Genomic DNA, 13,927 nt, shown 5'->3' on the forward strand with positions numbered 1-13,927 from the left:
AGGAGGGTAAGCATGGAAAGTGAACATTTAACATTTGCCGACTTTTTGTCGTATATATCACGAAATCAAGAATTGCTCTGGGAGTATTTCATCCAGCATATTACGATGGTGGTTATCGGGCTGGGGCTGGCATTCATCGTCGGCGTGCCGCTTGGCATTCTCTGCTCTAAGAGTAAATGGGCGGCCAAGGTCATTTTGTTTATCACCAACATCCTGCAGGTGGTACCAAGCTTAGCCATGCTCGTGGTTCTCATGTTATGGATGGGACTCGGAACGACAACGGTCATGGTGGGACTCTTCCTGTATTCCCTGAATCCAATCGCGCGGAATACGTACGTGGGGTTAAAACAGGTGGATCCCAGCTATCTGGAATCGGGAAAAGGTATCGGGATGAGCCCCTTCCAAATGCTCGTGAAAGTACGTTTTCCGCTGGCGCTGACGTACATCATGTCGGGCCTGCGTATCGCGGCCGTTATTGCTATTGGCGTGGTAACGATCGCTCCCCTCGTGGGAGGAGGCGGGCTGGGACGAGAAATTTACGCTGGACTAAACAGCAACAACTCCCTGCGGATTTTTGCAGGCGCCATTCCTGCCGCGGTGCTGGCAATCGTTGCGGATATCGTGCTCGGCATGCTGCAGCGTAAGATGGATCTGGCCAAGCGGAAGTCAGCCGGTGCGGCTCCATCGCCTGCGAAAATGCAAAATATAAACTGAGGTTTACAGAGGGTACATTCTAAGGGGCATTCCAAGAGATCTTCGATCTTGCGGAGTGCTCTTTTCTTTTTGTTGTTAGTATTATTTTCCCTTTAGATAATCCAAGACACTGTTTAAGTAACTTTCAATGGATTGCGAAGAATCAATAGTCAGACACTTTATATCTAATGGTCGTTTACTTTCATTTAAACCAGATATAAATGATTCTTCAGTCGTCTCCGATATTTGGCTTATCATTCGTTTTCGATTTTGAAGTCTGTTACTAATTTCCTTGTAATCGTTAAGGTAACATTCTATATATTTGTATTTGGCGTGATATTTCTTTGCTAATCGCAATCCATGATCAAGCATCTCCGAATATAAACAAGGAGCATCAAATATAACATCATGACCTTGCGATAAATAAAACTCGACCAAATCCCAATCAACCGTGTATGAAATTTTGCCAAGATGTTTCATTTCAATATCAAGTCCTTCTGCTGACTTTAATATTGCCGTTTTAGATATATCATGGTCAACAATGACTGCCCCAGTTATATTGGCAATTCGTCTAGCAAGCGTTGATTTTCCCGAGCCCGGAAAACCCGACATTTGGAGGAAATACACTTCAGCACCTCGCTTTACTCTTATTTTAACTAATCTAAAATTGTTTTTTCTCTAGGTACTGTGCTTTTCACAAATTCCTCTCGATGAAAGATGGTTCAACTATATAAGTTTTTCTTGTATAGATCATTTTTTGTCCTTTCTGTTTTTCGGGAATTTCCTAACAGTTGAATTGCAAGATGTATCATATCTTAAAGTAAATAATTATTTTCTTCATTAGCCAGCATTAGCGTTCGGATTTCATATGATTTGCACCCCGATGCAATAAACGGGTCAGCATTGGCAATATTTGTTGCTTCCATTAAATCCTCTGCTTGAATGATGACGATTCCTCCAGGATAATCCGCAAAAGGGCCACAAAGCATAAGTTTGCCTTGCGATTCTAAGCCTCTTAAATACTCCACGTGACCCTTAATTATTTCTTGATTTAACGGTTTTTGATTGTTCATTAAATAAACAAATGTCATCTACTTCTCCTCCTCCCGAACATAGCAAACCGTCTGAGCATCCACACAAGACCACGGGGAGCACCATCTAGCGTGCACCTTCTTTCACCCGTGTTTTTGTTTATGGCATAGCTGTTCATCATGTACGTCTCCGGCTTAAACTTGTTGGAACTATGCGAAGATTGGCTGGGGTTTGCGGCTCGCTGCTTAGCCCCAAAGATTTGCAATCTCTCCCCACTGTAGAAGGGACAATCTTTAATATGGTCGATTCAGTTTTATATTCGCCAGTGCTTGATCTTAATAATGGCAACCCTTTCCTGATTTTATATGATTCCGGAAAAAACAACCATCCTTTATGCTGAATATGTCAAAAGCACATCAAATATGGAGGAGGAACTACGGTTTATGCAGATGAGCAGGAACATCATCAATAAGCTTATACCTGTTATAACATCTCTGGGACTGGCTGCCACAGCGATTGTCGGCTGCAGCAGTGATGAAATGCCAAAGGGGAATACGGAATCCACAGAGTCAACCCAACCTTTGAGCAACTTATCGTATTGGAAAGAGATGCATCACGACGCAGCCGCCATTATGAAAAGCTATGGAGAGATTACCGCTATTAAAGAAATCGAAAATAAAACCGGTGTCAAAATCGATTACCAACACCCGGCCCAAGGCCAAGGCGGTGAACAATTCAACTTGATGATGGCCTCGAAATCGCTGCCCGATGTCGTTGAGTATTCGTGGAATAATTATCCGGGAGGCGCACAAAAAGCGATTAAGGATGGTAAAATCATTCCATTAAATGACTATTTGGACCATGCGCCTAACTTCAAAAAGCTGCTGGACGAAAACCCGGAATGGAGAAGACAGGCGTCGACGGACGATGGCGATATTATCGGTTTTCCGTTCATCCGCCCCGTGAGAAAACTGCAAACCCACTCCGGCCCGGTTGTACGTAAAGATTGGTTGGACAAGTTGGATTTGCCTATTCCTAGAACCATCGATGAATGGTACACCGTTTTGAAAGCGTTTAAGGAACAAGATCCCAACGGTAACGGAAAGGCGGATGAAATTCCGATCATGATGGGAGCAGGCGAACTTGCTTTTACTGGCGCTTTTGGGATCCCGAACGGTTTCTATCACGAAGGAAATACGGTCAAATATGGCCCTGTTCAACCTGAATATAAGCAATACCTTACAACTATGAACCGTTGGTACAATGAGGGCTTGCTGGACAAAGACTTTGCAGCCAATGACAGCAAAATGTACGATGCCAAAATAACCGGCAATCAGGTCGGTGCGGCTGTTATGGCTGTAGGCGGAGGCATGGGCAGGTTTATGGATTTAATGGAGTCTAAGGAACCGCAATTCAAGCTTGTTGCCACACCCTATCCGACATTACAATCCGGCGGTAAACCGATATTCGGTCAAATGGACAATCAGATCGTCGGCATATTCACTGCTATAACTGAAAGCAACAAGCACATCGCTGAAACCGTAAAATTCTTCGATTATTTCTATAGTGAAGAAGGACGAATGATCATGAACTTCGGTAAAGAAGGCACATCCTATACGATGGATGACGGTTATCCGAAGTATATGGATTCCGTCCTGAACAATCCGGAAGGATTGCCGCTTGCCCAATCCCTTAAAATGCATGTCTTGTCCGCTGATGCGGGTCCTTTCTTGCAGGATGTACGCTATATAGAGCAATATGCGGCCAGACCGGAGCAGCAAGAGGCTTTGACAGTCTGGGCAGAACCTTCGAATGAAAAAAGAATGCCTCCGATCACCATCGCCAGGGAAAACAATAGCCGATATGCCTCGATCATGAACGATATCGATACGTATAAAAATGAAATGATCGTAAAATTCATTATGGGCGCAGAATCGCTGGATAAGTTCGATGAGTATGTCGCTACCATGAAAAGCATGGGTATCGACGAGGCAATTCAAATGCAGCAATCCGGATTGGAACGCTACAACAACCGATAAAATGCCTACTACACTGAAGACGGAAAGCTTGCGGCTTGCCGTTCTCCGGTATTCAAAGAAGGAGTAAACCATGCCTAATGTACAGAGAAACATTGTGAAGACGGCAACGGGAAACCGGGCAGAGAAGAAATGGAGCATGATAAAAAAGGACATTATTCGGAACCGCTACATTTATCTTATCCTGCTGCCCGTCGTTGCCTACTACATCGTTTTTCATTACGGACCCATGTATGGTCTGCAAATCGCTTTTAAAGATTACGGACTTGCAGACGGAATTTGGGGAAGTCCATGGATGGGTTTCGATCATTTTGAAAGTTTTTTTGGAAACTACTACTTTTGGAGACTGATTCGGAACACCTTGCTGATCAATATCTATGAATTGCTGTTTGCGTTCCCCGCTTCGATCATACTTGCCTTATTGCTTAATGAGATTCGCAGGAGTTTTTTTAAACGGATCGTACAGACGATAAGCTATCTCCCGCACTTTATCTCCATCGTCGTTGTGGTCGGGATGATGATCGATTTCTTTGCCCGCGACGGTCTGGTGAATCAACTTCTTGGCATGATCGGACTTGAACCGATTGCCTTCATTCAGGAGCCGGGGTGGTTTCGGTTCATGTACGTATCCTCCGGCGTCTGGCAGGGAATCGGATGGGGCTCTATTATCTATCTCGCCGCCATAGCCAACATCGATCCAACACTCTATGATGCGGCCCGGATTGACGGAGCGGGACGATGGAAACAGACCTTGCATATTACCCTGCCCGGGATCATGCCGACCATTGTAATATTGTTTATACTCAACATGGGATCCATGCTTTCCGTCGGGAGCGAGAAAATTATTTTGATGTACAATCCGATGACCTATGAGACGGCCGATGTCATCTCCACCTATGTATTCAGGAAAGGTATCCTGGGAGCCGATTTCGGTTACACCGCTGCCGTTGGGTTATTCAATTCGGTCATCAGCTTCATTCTGATCGTACTCGCCAATTCCATTAGCAAAAGAGTGAGCGAACATAAATTGTGGTAAGGGAGGAACGGGATGTTTCACAAACGCAGCCTGGGTGAATCGATATTTTCCGTCGTCAATACATGCTTCATGCTCTTGCTTTGCTTCGTCACGCTTTATCCGTTCCTTTACGTTTTATTCGCATCTTTAAGCGATCCTGCAGAAATCGCCCAATTTCGCGGCATGCTGTTTTTCCCTACCGGGTTTAATCTGGATGCGTATAAAGCCGTCATGGATAATCCCATGATTCTGACCGGTTACCGGAACACCCTCTTCTATGTGGCTGGCGGCACAATCATCAACCTATTCATGACAACGCTCGGTGCCTATGCCCTTTCTCGCCGCAACGTCTATTTCAACAATTTCATCATGTTCATCATCGTGATCACGATGGTGTTCAATGGGGGGCTCATTCCAACGTTTCTGCTGGTGAACAGTCTCGGCATGCTGGATACGCCTTGGGCTCTTCTCTTGCCAGGGGCTATCAGTTCATTTAACTTGATCATTATGCGAACCGCCTTTCAAGCGGTACCCGTTAGTTTGGAGGAATCCGCGCGGATCGACGGGGCCAATGATTGGATCATTATGAGCAGGATCATTGTTCCTCTTTCGATGCCCGTTATTGCCGTCATGGTTTTGTGGTATGCAGTGGGGCATTGGAATTCATACTTTAGCGCATTGATTTATTTGCGTGATCGGGAGTTATTTCCTCTACAGCTTGTGCTCCGTGAAATTCTGATCTCGAACAGTACGGACAGTATGACGACCGATGCAGCAGCCACAGATCGGTTGGACATCGGGATCACGATCAAATATGCGACGATTATCATATCTACGCTTCCAATATTATGCCTGTACCCGTTTCTGCAAAAGTATTTTGTGCACGGTGTCCTGATTGGTGCGTTAAAAGAATGATCACCACACGAATCGGTCATCCAACGAAGGGAGCAAGCTTGCTCTTCCCGAATTATAGGGATTGAGCAAGCTTTTCTATACTAGGAGGATCGCCATGTTTTCAATCATTCGAAGAAAGAATGCCGGAAGCAAAAGAAGGAGCCTATTCATCAGGATGCTCGTATCCAATTGTCTTCTGCTCCTGGTTCCCATTCTGATTTGGTTTGTGTTCTATACCAATATTGAACATATCATGAAATCCAATGCGGAACGGTCCAATCTCGGCATGCTGGAGCAGATGCGTCTCAATATAGACAGCCATTTTAAAGAAATTGAACAATTATCCCATCAAATTATACTCAATCCGAAGCTCCGTTATTTATTGGATACGGAAAACAAAGACTTGTCAGAACGGTATCATTTGGTCCAGTTTACAAGGGATTATTTAAAAATGCACTCGAGAATGACCAAGGATTTTGTGTACGATTTCTATATTTTTTTGGACCGAAGCGATTCTGTGATCAAACCGAATCTCGTAACCGATTCTCACAACTTTTATGATAAATATTATCGCTTTGAACATCTGACCTATGAAGAATGGCGTAAGCAGATGACTAGCTATCATAGTCAAACATACCTGCCGTCCTCCACCTTACAACGAAACGGCTACCTGAAGGATGACCCCATGCAAGTGATTACCTTTATGCAATCGTTGCCGGTCGAAGAAACATCCAATATGAAAGGGAATCTTACGGTTCTGATTGATGAAACCAAGATTCACGAAATGACACGACAAATCGAGTCCGCAAACGGGAGTTCCGTTTATATCGTGAACCAAAATCATGAACTCATCAGCAGTACCCCAGGTGCAAGTCCGTTATCAAACTCGATATTGAATGAACTGAAGTCGAACTCCGGTTTACGCAATTACAATCTGAACGGTCAAGATGTAACGGTATCATTCACAACCTCGGGACAAGTCGGATGGTACTATATTGCTGTGATGCCTTTGAATGTATATTTGCAGAAAGTGAAACAAATGGAGCATCTTGCGCTGTGGCTTCTCTTGCTATGTATCCTTGCGGGGAGCGCGGCTGCATATGGAATCGCGTATCGAAACTATTTTCCAATCAAAAGAATGATAGAGGCGATTCAGGCCGGAAAGTCTCATCCACGTAAACCTGCTGTGAATGAATTTGATTACATCCTGGAAATGATGAAAATTTCCTGGGACGAGGAAAGGCATATTAAAAACAAACTGACTCAACAACTGCCCATTCTGCGTTCTAACTATTTACATCGAGTGCTTCAAGGCTACTTTGAGCCTCCAGAGCAAATGAAACAATCGCTGGAATTTATGGGCATCCATTTTCCGTTTCCTCATTTTATCGTCATTCTCGTTCAAGTGGACGACATGACCCGGTTCGCACCGAACCAAAGTGAAAAACAATGGGCATTGGTGCGATTTATCATCTCCAATTTGGCTGAAGATACAGTCTATGAAGGGCATACGATACATACGATCGACTTGGAGAAAGACCGGCTGGCCCTGCTCGTTAATCTATTGCCGGATCAGATGGATCATCCGACTTGCCGGGTGAAGGACATCGTATCCGGATTGCATCGCATGCTGGAGACTAGGTTCAAGCTGGAGATCAGCATAGCCATAAGCGGCGTTCATAAGGGCCAGCATCAGATTGGAGAAGCCTATTTGGAAGCGGCTGCCGCCTTGGAGTACAGGATGGTCAATGGGCAGCTGTCGACCTTTTACTATCATGATATTCGCCAGAAAAAGCTGCAGTATTATTACCCTGTCGAAACCGAGCTGCAGTTAATCAACTGTATTCGAAGCGGCGATACAGAGCAAGTGGTCCAACTGCTTACACAGCTGTTCGATCGAAATTTTCGGGACGAATCCATCACTCCGGAGCTTGGGAGATGCCTATTATTCAGTCTTGCCGGTACCCTGCTGCGTATCATGGCATCAGATTCGGATACGCTGGCTTACCGGAAGCTTACAGAAGGTGACATCCATCCTGTGCGCTTCCTGCTTTCCTGTAAAACAACCGACGAAATGTTTGAAAAAGCGAAAGACCTGTATGTATCGGCCGCCGAATCGTTCAAACTGGAACGAAGCGATCACAATGAACAGCTCCTGCTGCAAATTCAAACCTGCATTCAAGCGAATTACGCCGATCCCAATATGAGCTTGAATTTAGTGTCTGAGCATTTGCAGATCACGCCGCAATATATTTCACAATTTTTTAAAAGAGTGAGTGGACAGAACTTCAACGACTACCTGACTGTCGTGCGCATGGATCACGCTAAGAAACTGATGTCGGATCCTGGACTGACCAACGCACAGATTGCCAAGATGGTCGGTTATACAAGCGATACGGTTTTCATTCGGGTTTTTAAGAAGGTCGAAGGCATAACTCCCGGTAAATATAGAGAGAGTATTACGAAATGTGTTGGATTAAGTGAATAGGAATATATACTACATTATTCTACATTGGCAGCACATCTCTCATTAAAAGAAAGGATGTGCTGCTAATAGTTTTGCGCTCATATTTCTCCGAGGATTTTTATCATTGCTCGTCTTTTTTTCCATGGACCATAGTGCACAATTATATGGATTCTACTAACCGCTCCTCTGGAATAATAACCGGTTCTAATCATAAACTTATACAAGAAAGCCATAAAAGGAGGGTTAAGTGAATTGACGAAAGTTAAAGTTAGTTTACGGCCCATTGTTAGCAAGCTAAATTTACCCACGGTGTTGAAAACAACGATTCTTCCGGGCGACTCCATCGAAAGATTATTTATTGCGACTCAGGTAGGAGAGATCTTTTACATAGGAAACGGAGTTATAGAGACTTTCTTAGATATTCGCCCGCGAATCCTGAAACTAGGTGGTTCTAGCGGCGGATATGATGAACGGGGACTGCTGGGGCTAGCATTTCATCCCCAATTTTATGTTAATCGTCTGTTTTATCTCCATTATTCAGTAGCTGGAACCCAAGGTCCAGGGGCCCTTCCAGGTGCTCCTCCTGAATCTTTTAAGCCTAACCCGTGCGATGCTAGCACCTTAAACCTAAAGTGGGCAAATAGAGAACATCAATACGATCATATCGATACAGTCGAAGAATGGATTCTGCAATCGAATGGCCAACCTCACAAAAGGCGGACGTTACTTAATATCAGAAGGCCATTTTTAAATCATAACGGTGTCAATAGCCTAAACTTTTCCCCTGAAACAGGAAAGCTTGTTTTGACAACCGGTGATGGCGGATCAGGCTATGATCCGTTCAATTTAAGCCAAGACGATATGGAAATCGCAGGTAAAATCATCGAAATTGATGTCGTTAAGAATACGTATATCGATAATCCGCCCGTCGTTACGCGTTTTAATGAACTGCCCGTACCCATTCAGGAAACGCTTACGGTAATCGCCAAAGGCGTTCGCAATATACCCGGCATTTCATTTCAAAGGTTTTACAATCAGTATATCAAATACGTAGGAAATGTCGGACAGGATCTCGTAGAGTCGATTTTTTCGTTCGTTCATTATAAACCGATACCGGTTACTCAGCTTATACAAGCTTCTTTAATGAAAACGGAACCTGATCATGAAGGATTTATTAACTTGGGCTGGCGCGGGTGGGAAGGTGCTTTTCCGACCTCGATCATAACCGGCTGCTCTGCAAATCCGGCTTTGAACGAGAAAACCATTGCTTATTACGAGGAAGCCGTAAGAACTTCCGTACGGCGTCTTCAGCCTCTGACAAGTTATTTTCATGAAGATTCCCGAACCGATAAATTTAGAGCAACTGCACTTACAGGAGTACAGCCCTATATGGGATGTGAAATCCCCTCTCTATCAGGAAACGTTGTGTTTACCGACCTGGCTCGAGGGCCTGAATCTCAACTTCCCGTTAGAGGGGTCTTAGCTTACACCAAGGTAAGAACGGATGGTAAGCTAAATGATTTTCATGTTATTGAAACCGATGATCCGTTTGGGTCTCAATCCGCGTATTATGTTAGTCTGGGAACGAATCTGAATCAAACCAGACTCTATTTAGGGGTTTATGGCTCGATGAAAGTGGCTGATGCTAACCAAGGTACCGTTTTTGAAATTATTCCATGATTCATAACGAACCAAATCCGGCCAGAATGATGGAAAACGTTATTTCGTTCAATAACGTATGGTTCCGGTACGATTCGCACCAGGATTGGACACTTCGGGAAATCAATCTAACCCTTGATGAAGGAGAATGGCTTACGATCGTGGGTGGTAACGGTTCCGGAAAATCAACGTTAGTTCGATTGATTAACGGCCTGCTCCAACCTACATTGGGAGAAGTCGCCGTTTACGGAAAGAAAACATGCAACTACGGGAACTTATGGGATATTCGCCAAAATGTAGGTATGGTATTCCCCAACGCGGAGAATCAAATTGTCGGCATGACCGTTCAGGAGGATACGGCTTTTGGCTTGTATAATATCGGCGTTTCCCCGGAAGAAGCAGAATCCCGTTGCCGATCCGTCTTGCAATTGCTTGGACTCTATGAACTGAAAGATCGTCCTCCATATTTTCTATCCGGCGGGGAAAAACAAAAGTTGGCGATTGCCGGAGTTCTGGCCATGGAGCCCAAAGTGATCATTGTTGACGAGTCCACTTCCATGCTCGATACCCAAAGCGCCCGGCATATTCATGAGATTATGTCCGAACTGCATCGTAACGGATACACGCTTATCCAGGTGACCCATGAGGTCGAAGAGATTTTCACTGCCGATCGTCTTATTGTGATGCAGAAAGGCAAGATCCGGTTCGATGGAACGCCCCAAGAAGCGGCGGCAAATTCGTGCGTTTTTACGGACTCCGGCCTTCTCCCTCCGTTTTCTGTTCGAATGCGTGATCTTGCCAAGCAAAAAGGGCTGAATGTACCTGCTACGAATGAATTTGAATTCGGGGATGAGTGATGGATATTGTTTTAGAGAACGTCAAGTGCATGCTTGCCGCCAGAACCCCTTTTAATACAAAAGCCATTGATCGGATCTCGCTGCATGTTCCTGCAGGGCAGTTCGTGGCGATTATGGGGCCGACCGGGAGTGGAAAAACCACATTGGGACAGTTGATGGGAGGCCTGATCCTCCCTCAATCAGGGGTAGTACGGATCGGACCTTACCGAGTCCATAAAAAGTCCGGCCGTCTCCGCCTTTGGAAAACAATCGGATTCTTGTTCCAATTCCCCGAGCACCAAGTCATAGAGGATACGGTTTTCAACCATATCGGAGCCAGACTACATCGACTAAGCACGAGGCGGGAATGGGTTGCCGAGCAAGTGAAACAAACGATGGAAGCCGTAGGGCTGTGCTTTTCGCAGTTCAAAGACCGGTCGCCTTTTCAAATCAGCGGAGGTGAATTGCGGCGGATCGCACTGGCAGGAGTACTCGTTTCGGAGCCGAAAATTCTCATTCTGGACGAACCGACAGCGGGCCTGGATAACTGGGAACGCAGCAGAGTGTTATCGTATATAAAGCAAGTTCATAATGAGAGAAAAATGACGGTTCTCTACATGACTCATCGGCTTGAAGAGGCCCTCGAATACGCTGATCGGATTCTCGTGTTGGACCATGGTCAATTATACGCGGATTTCCACCCTTGTAACATTCGGGATCACTGGCAGCGGTTGGAGCGAATCGGTTTTGTGAAAACGCCTCTCCTCCGTTTTATAGATTCACTCGAAGAACGGTCCGCCAACAAACTGCTCGAAAGTGTATATAAAGAGGAGCAATTGATATCATTCATCACAACGCTCTCTAGGGAGGAACTGTGACGTGCAATGGTTGAAGCTGCTGTCTTTCGGGCCGTCTATGAATACGCGCTCTTTTTTGCAAGACTTGGATCCTCGTTCAAAACTTATCTTTACAGCGACCTATTTATCTTTGGTTACCATCTCAAATGATCTGGTCAGCGTGGTTTTCTATGCAATCGTTGGATTGTTGTTGATTCTCGCCGCCCGGTTGCCGCTAGCTTATTTATGTAACGGTCTGCTGGGTTTGCTTCCCCTTCTGCTCACGCTGTTTTGTTTCCACATGCTGTTAGGCGATCTTAAACATGCAATTCTCCTGCCTTGCAAGCTCATTTTTTTTATCACAACGGCTATAGCGCTCAATGCAACAACCCCTCCGACCAAGCTGGCAGACGGTCTAGAGGCCATCCTACGCCCGCTTACTCTCGTTCGATTTCCGGTTCAGAATTTCGTATTTATGATCTCGGTGGCCTTCCGGTTTATTCCGCTCTTTATCGATGAAACCGACTCCATGTTGAAATCGCAAAAAGTGAAACACGCGTGTTATAAAGGCGAAGGTCTTCGAACCACAACACAATCTCTTCTTCAGCTTCTCGTTGCTCTGTTCGTTGCCGTGCTTCGCCGTGCGAACCAACTGGCTCTCGCGATGGACGCTCGTTGTTACTTACCGGGAAATAAAATCCGGGCACGCCGTTTATGGTTTAGTTGGCGCGATTGGATGACGATCCTTTCTGCGCTGGCTCTGCTTCTGATCCATATGCTGTTGAAAGGAGAAGTTTTTGAACGATGAATTCCATGAAAAATTACTGGCTAAAGCCTGTAAGTGCAGAAGTTTCAGAGATTCACACCCGTTTTGGAGCGGCACGATTTGCCACAAGAAAAATGATTACGGTCGCTTTTCTTGCCTCGTTATCCGCTATTTTTCAATCCATGGGAGGCTTATTGCCAGGGATAGGCTACTTGATTAGTCCCCTCGCCACAGCCCCCATCGTGTTATGTACGATCCTTTCCGTCGGTTCCGGTCTGACCGGCTTTTTGCTCGCGATGCTGCTTCTCTTTTTTATCCAACCAAGCGAACTGATCGTTTTTCCTTTCACGACAGGTTTATTGGGGCTTGGGATTGGCGGTTCGCTGTTATATTTGAAATTACGTTTGCCAGCCGTGATTGCCGGATCGTTTTCTTTGTGGGCGGGAATCCTTTTGTTGCTATACGTTTTTCGATTTCCTGTTCTGGGCCCTGCAGTTTCATCTACAGTTAGCCTAAGTACGATCTCTATCGTTTATGTGTTCTCGCTTTTCTACAGCTGGCTATGGGTAGAAATAAGCAGGTATCTCATTACGAAAATAAGTAAGGGATTACTTGAATAAGACGGGGCAGTCTGCCAATTCATAGCCCAACACATTGCAATGACGCCCCACTCGTTAGGATTGGTACGCTTGCGCAGCATTGTATGGCCATTCCTCTTCGAAAACCCTCTACCGGACCGAGGGCCGGATGGCCCCCAGCGTGAAAGAATTGCCTACACTCGATTTTTCTGTTTCCCTAAGTCTCTTCTTATCTCTGCAACTAGCTTCTTCTTCTCAACATCAGATATGGCATCGGCAGACAATTTCCTTGCTAAAATCGGTATTATCCAAGGCACTACATCATCATAAGAAATCCCAGAGAGTCTATAGTATTCGTCTATAAATATGTCAATTAGATCCTCACGAATCGAATCAAACATATCTCTAGTTTCCTCGGGAAAGGAGGACGGCAATACGGCATATCGAATCATTACAATATACTCAGCAATATCTGCTTCAGGATTTCCTATGGTTGCATTCATCCAGTCTAACAAGATTGCTTCTCCGTCATCCTTAACGATTACGTTGCGTGGATTTGGATCACCATGACATAGGCATTGTTTCGTTTCTAGCGATTCTAATAAGGAAATTGCGCTCTCTTTTTCACTGGCACTCAGGTAATTAACACTCAGAATGTTTGATTTTATTATGCTTTTCTGGCAAGGCAATTCCTTACCTTCAGCTAATGCTTGGTGAACGCGAAATAGTAGTTGAGCTGTAAGCTGGACGTCCGCTTGTTTAACTTCGTTGTTATGGCTAACGATAACCTGATTAAAAAAACGCTCCATCATAGTTTTACCTGCAATATGTTCGAATACAATCCCCGGTCTTCCACTCATTTTCGTTAACTCAAAAGGCTGAGGAATAGGGAGTCCACATTCCCAAGCGATGCAATTATTCAAATACTCTCTTCTTAAAGCTTCGAAACTTGTATTCTCTTTGGCTAGTTTTATGATTCTATTATCCCCTACTTCGAAAACCTCAGAGCATCCACCTTCTCCGATTTTTTGTCCTAATGTATATAACATTAAAGGTAATTCCTTTCTTTTATGTTTTTGTATTTCAGCTAACGTTAATGTATTCACGACGTCAAA

The 13,927-nt window shown here is 44.8% G+C and carries 13 protein-coding genes; 10 read left to right on the forward strand and 3 right to left on the reverse strand.

All coding sequences use genetic code 11. The features are described from left to right. Positions 1–12: 12 nt before the first annotated feature. Positions 13–714 carry an ABC transporter permease gene (locus GYMC10_RS22320; protein WP_015736627.1) on the forward strand — a complete coding sequence of 234 codons (702 nt, stop codon included), beginning with the start codon at positions 13–15 and terminating at the stop codon, positions 712–714. A gap of 81 nt (positions 715–795) precedes the next feature. Here the strand turns inward: GYMC10_RS22320 and GYMC10_RS22325 are convergent, their stop codons facing one another. Both GYMC10_RS22325 and GYMC10_RS22330 read right to left on the reverse strand, forming a co-directional pair. After that, positions 796–1,320: an AAA family ATPase gene (locus tag GYMC10_RS22325; protein ID WP_015736628.1), complete on the reverse strand. Its 525-nt coding sequence runs from the start codon at positions 1,318–1,320 to the stop codon at positions 796–798. A gap of 188 nt (positions 1,321–1,508) precedes the next feature. Further along, the gene (locus tag GYMC10_RS22330; protein WP_015736629.1) at positions 1,509–1,784 is read right to left on the reverse strand and encodes a YciI family protein; all 276 of its coding nucleotides are present in this window, start codon (positions 1,782–1,784) and stop codon (positions 1,509–1,511) included. A 384-nt stretch (positions 1,785–2,168) separates the two neighbouring features. Between GYMC10_RS22330 and GYMC10_RS22335 the strand changes: the two genes are divergently transcribed. The 9 genes from GYMC10_RS22335 (at position 2,169) to GYMC10_RS22375 (ending at position 12,854) form a co-directional block, all read left to right on the forward strand. Beyond that, on the forward strand, positions 2,169–3,764 hold the full coding sequence (locus tag GYMC10_RS22335; protein ID WP_015736630.1) for an extracellular solute-binding protein: 1,596 nt from the start codon (positions 2,169–2,171) through the stop codon (positions 3,762–3,764). Positions 3,765–3,834: 70 nt separating this feature from the next. Further along, a complete protein-coding gene (locus GYMC10_RS22340) occupies positions 3,835–4,797 on the forward strand; it encodes an ABC transporter permease (RefSeq protein WP_015736631.1) in 963 nt (320 codons plus the stop codon). 12 nt (positions 4,798–4,809) lie between these two features. Then, positions 4,810–5,691 carry a carbohydrate ABC transporter permease gene (locus GYMC10_RS22345; protein WP_015736632.1) on the forward strand — a complete coding sequence of 294 codons (882 nt, stop codon included), beginning with the start codon at positions 4,810–4,812 and terminating at the stop codon, positions 5,689–5,691. 94 nt (positions 5,692–5,785) lie between these two features. Beyond that, positions 5,786–8,158 (forward strand): AraC family transcriptional regulator, encoded by a 2,373-nt coding sequence (locus GYMC10_RS22350; RefSeq protein WP_015736633.1) that lies wholly within the window; start codon positions 5,786–5,788, stop codon positions 8,156–8,158. A gap of 231 nt (positions 8,159–8,389) precedes the next feature. Further along, positions 8,390–9,817 carry a PQQ-dependent sugar dehydrogenase gene (locus GYMC10_RS22355; protein ID WP_015736634.1) on the forward strand — a complete coding sequence of 476 codons (1,428 nt, stop codon included), beginning with the start codon at positions 8,390–8,392 and terminating at the stop codon, positions 9,815–9,817. Next, entirely contained in the window at positions 9,814–10,653 is an 840-nt protein-coding gene (locus tag GYMC10_RS22360; protein WP_049788731.1) for an ATP-binding cassette domain-containing protein, read from the forward strand. The genes GYMC10_RS22355 and GYMC10_RS22360 overlap by 4 nt, the downstream gene beginning before the upstream one ends. After that, positions 10,653–11,510, forward strand: coding sequence for an ATP-binding cassette domain-containing protein (locus GYMC10_RS22365; protein ID WP_015736636.1), 858 nt, complete (start codon positions 10,653–10,655; stop codon positions 11,508–11,510). Before GYMC10_RS22360 ends, GYMC10_RS22365 begins: the two co-directional genes overlap by 1 nt. Before the next feature lies 1 nt (position 11,511). After that, positions 11,512–12,276: an energy-coupling factor transporter transmembrane component T family protein gene (locus GYMC10_RS22370; RefSeq protein ID WP_015736637.1), complete on the forward strand. Its 765-nt coding sequence runs from the start codon at positions 11,512–11,514 to the stop codon at positions 12,274–12,276. Beyond that, positions 12,273–12,854 (forward strand): hypothetical protein, encoded by a 582-nt coding sequence (locus GYMC10_RS22375; RefSeq protein ID WP_015736638.1) that lies wholly within the window; start codon positions 12,273–12,275, stop codon positions 12,852–12,854. The genes GYMC10_RS22370 and GYMC10_RS22375 overlap by 4 nt, the downstream gene beginning before the upstream one ends. Before the next feature lie 152 nt (positions 12,855–13,006). Here GYMC10_RS22375 and GYMC10_RS22380 read toward each other — a convergent pair whose 3' ends face one another. After that, entirely contained in the window at positions 13,007–13,918 is a 912-nt protein-coding gene (locus GYMC10_RS22380; protein ID WP_261979367.1) for a phosphotransferase family protein, read from the reverse strand. Positions 13,919–13,927: the final 9 nt, after the last annotated feature.

Origin of the sequence: Paenibacillus sp. Y412MC10, from assembly GCF_000024685.1 — a bacterium.
GTDB lineage: Bacteria > Bacillota > Bacilli > Paenibacillales > Paenibacillaceae > Paenibacillus_AQ > Paenibacillus_AQ lautus_A.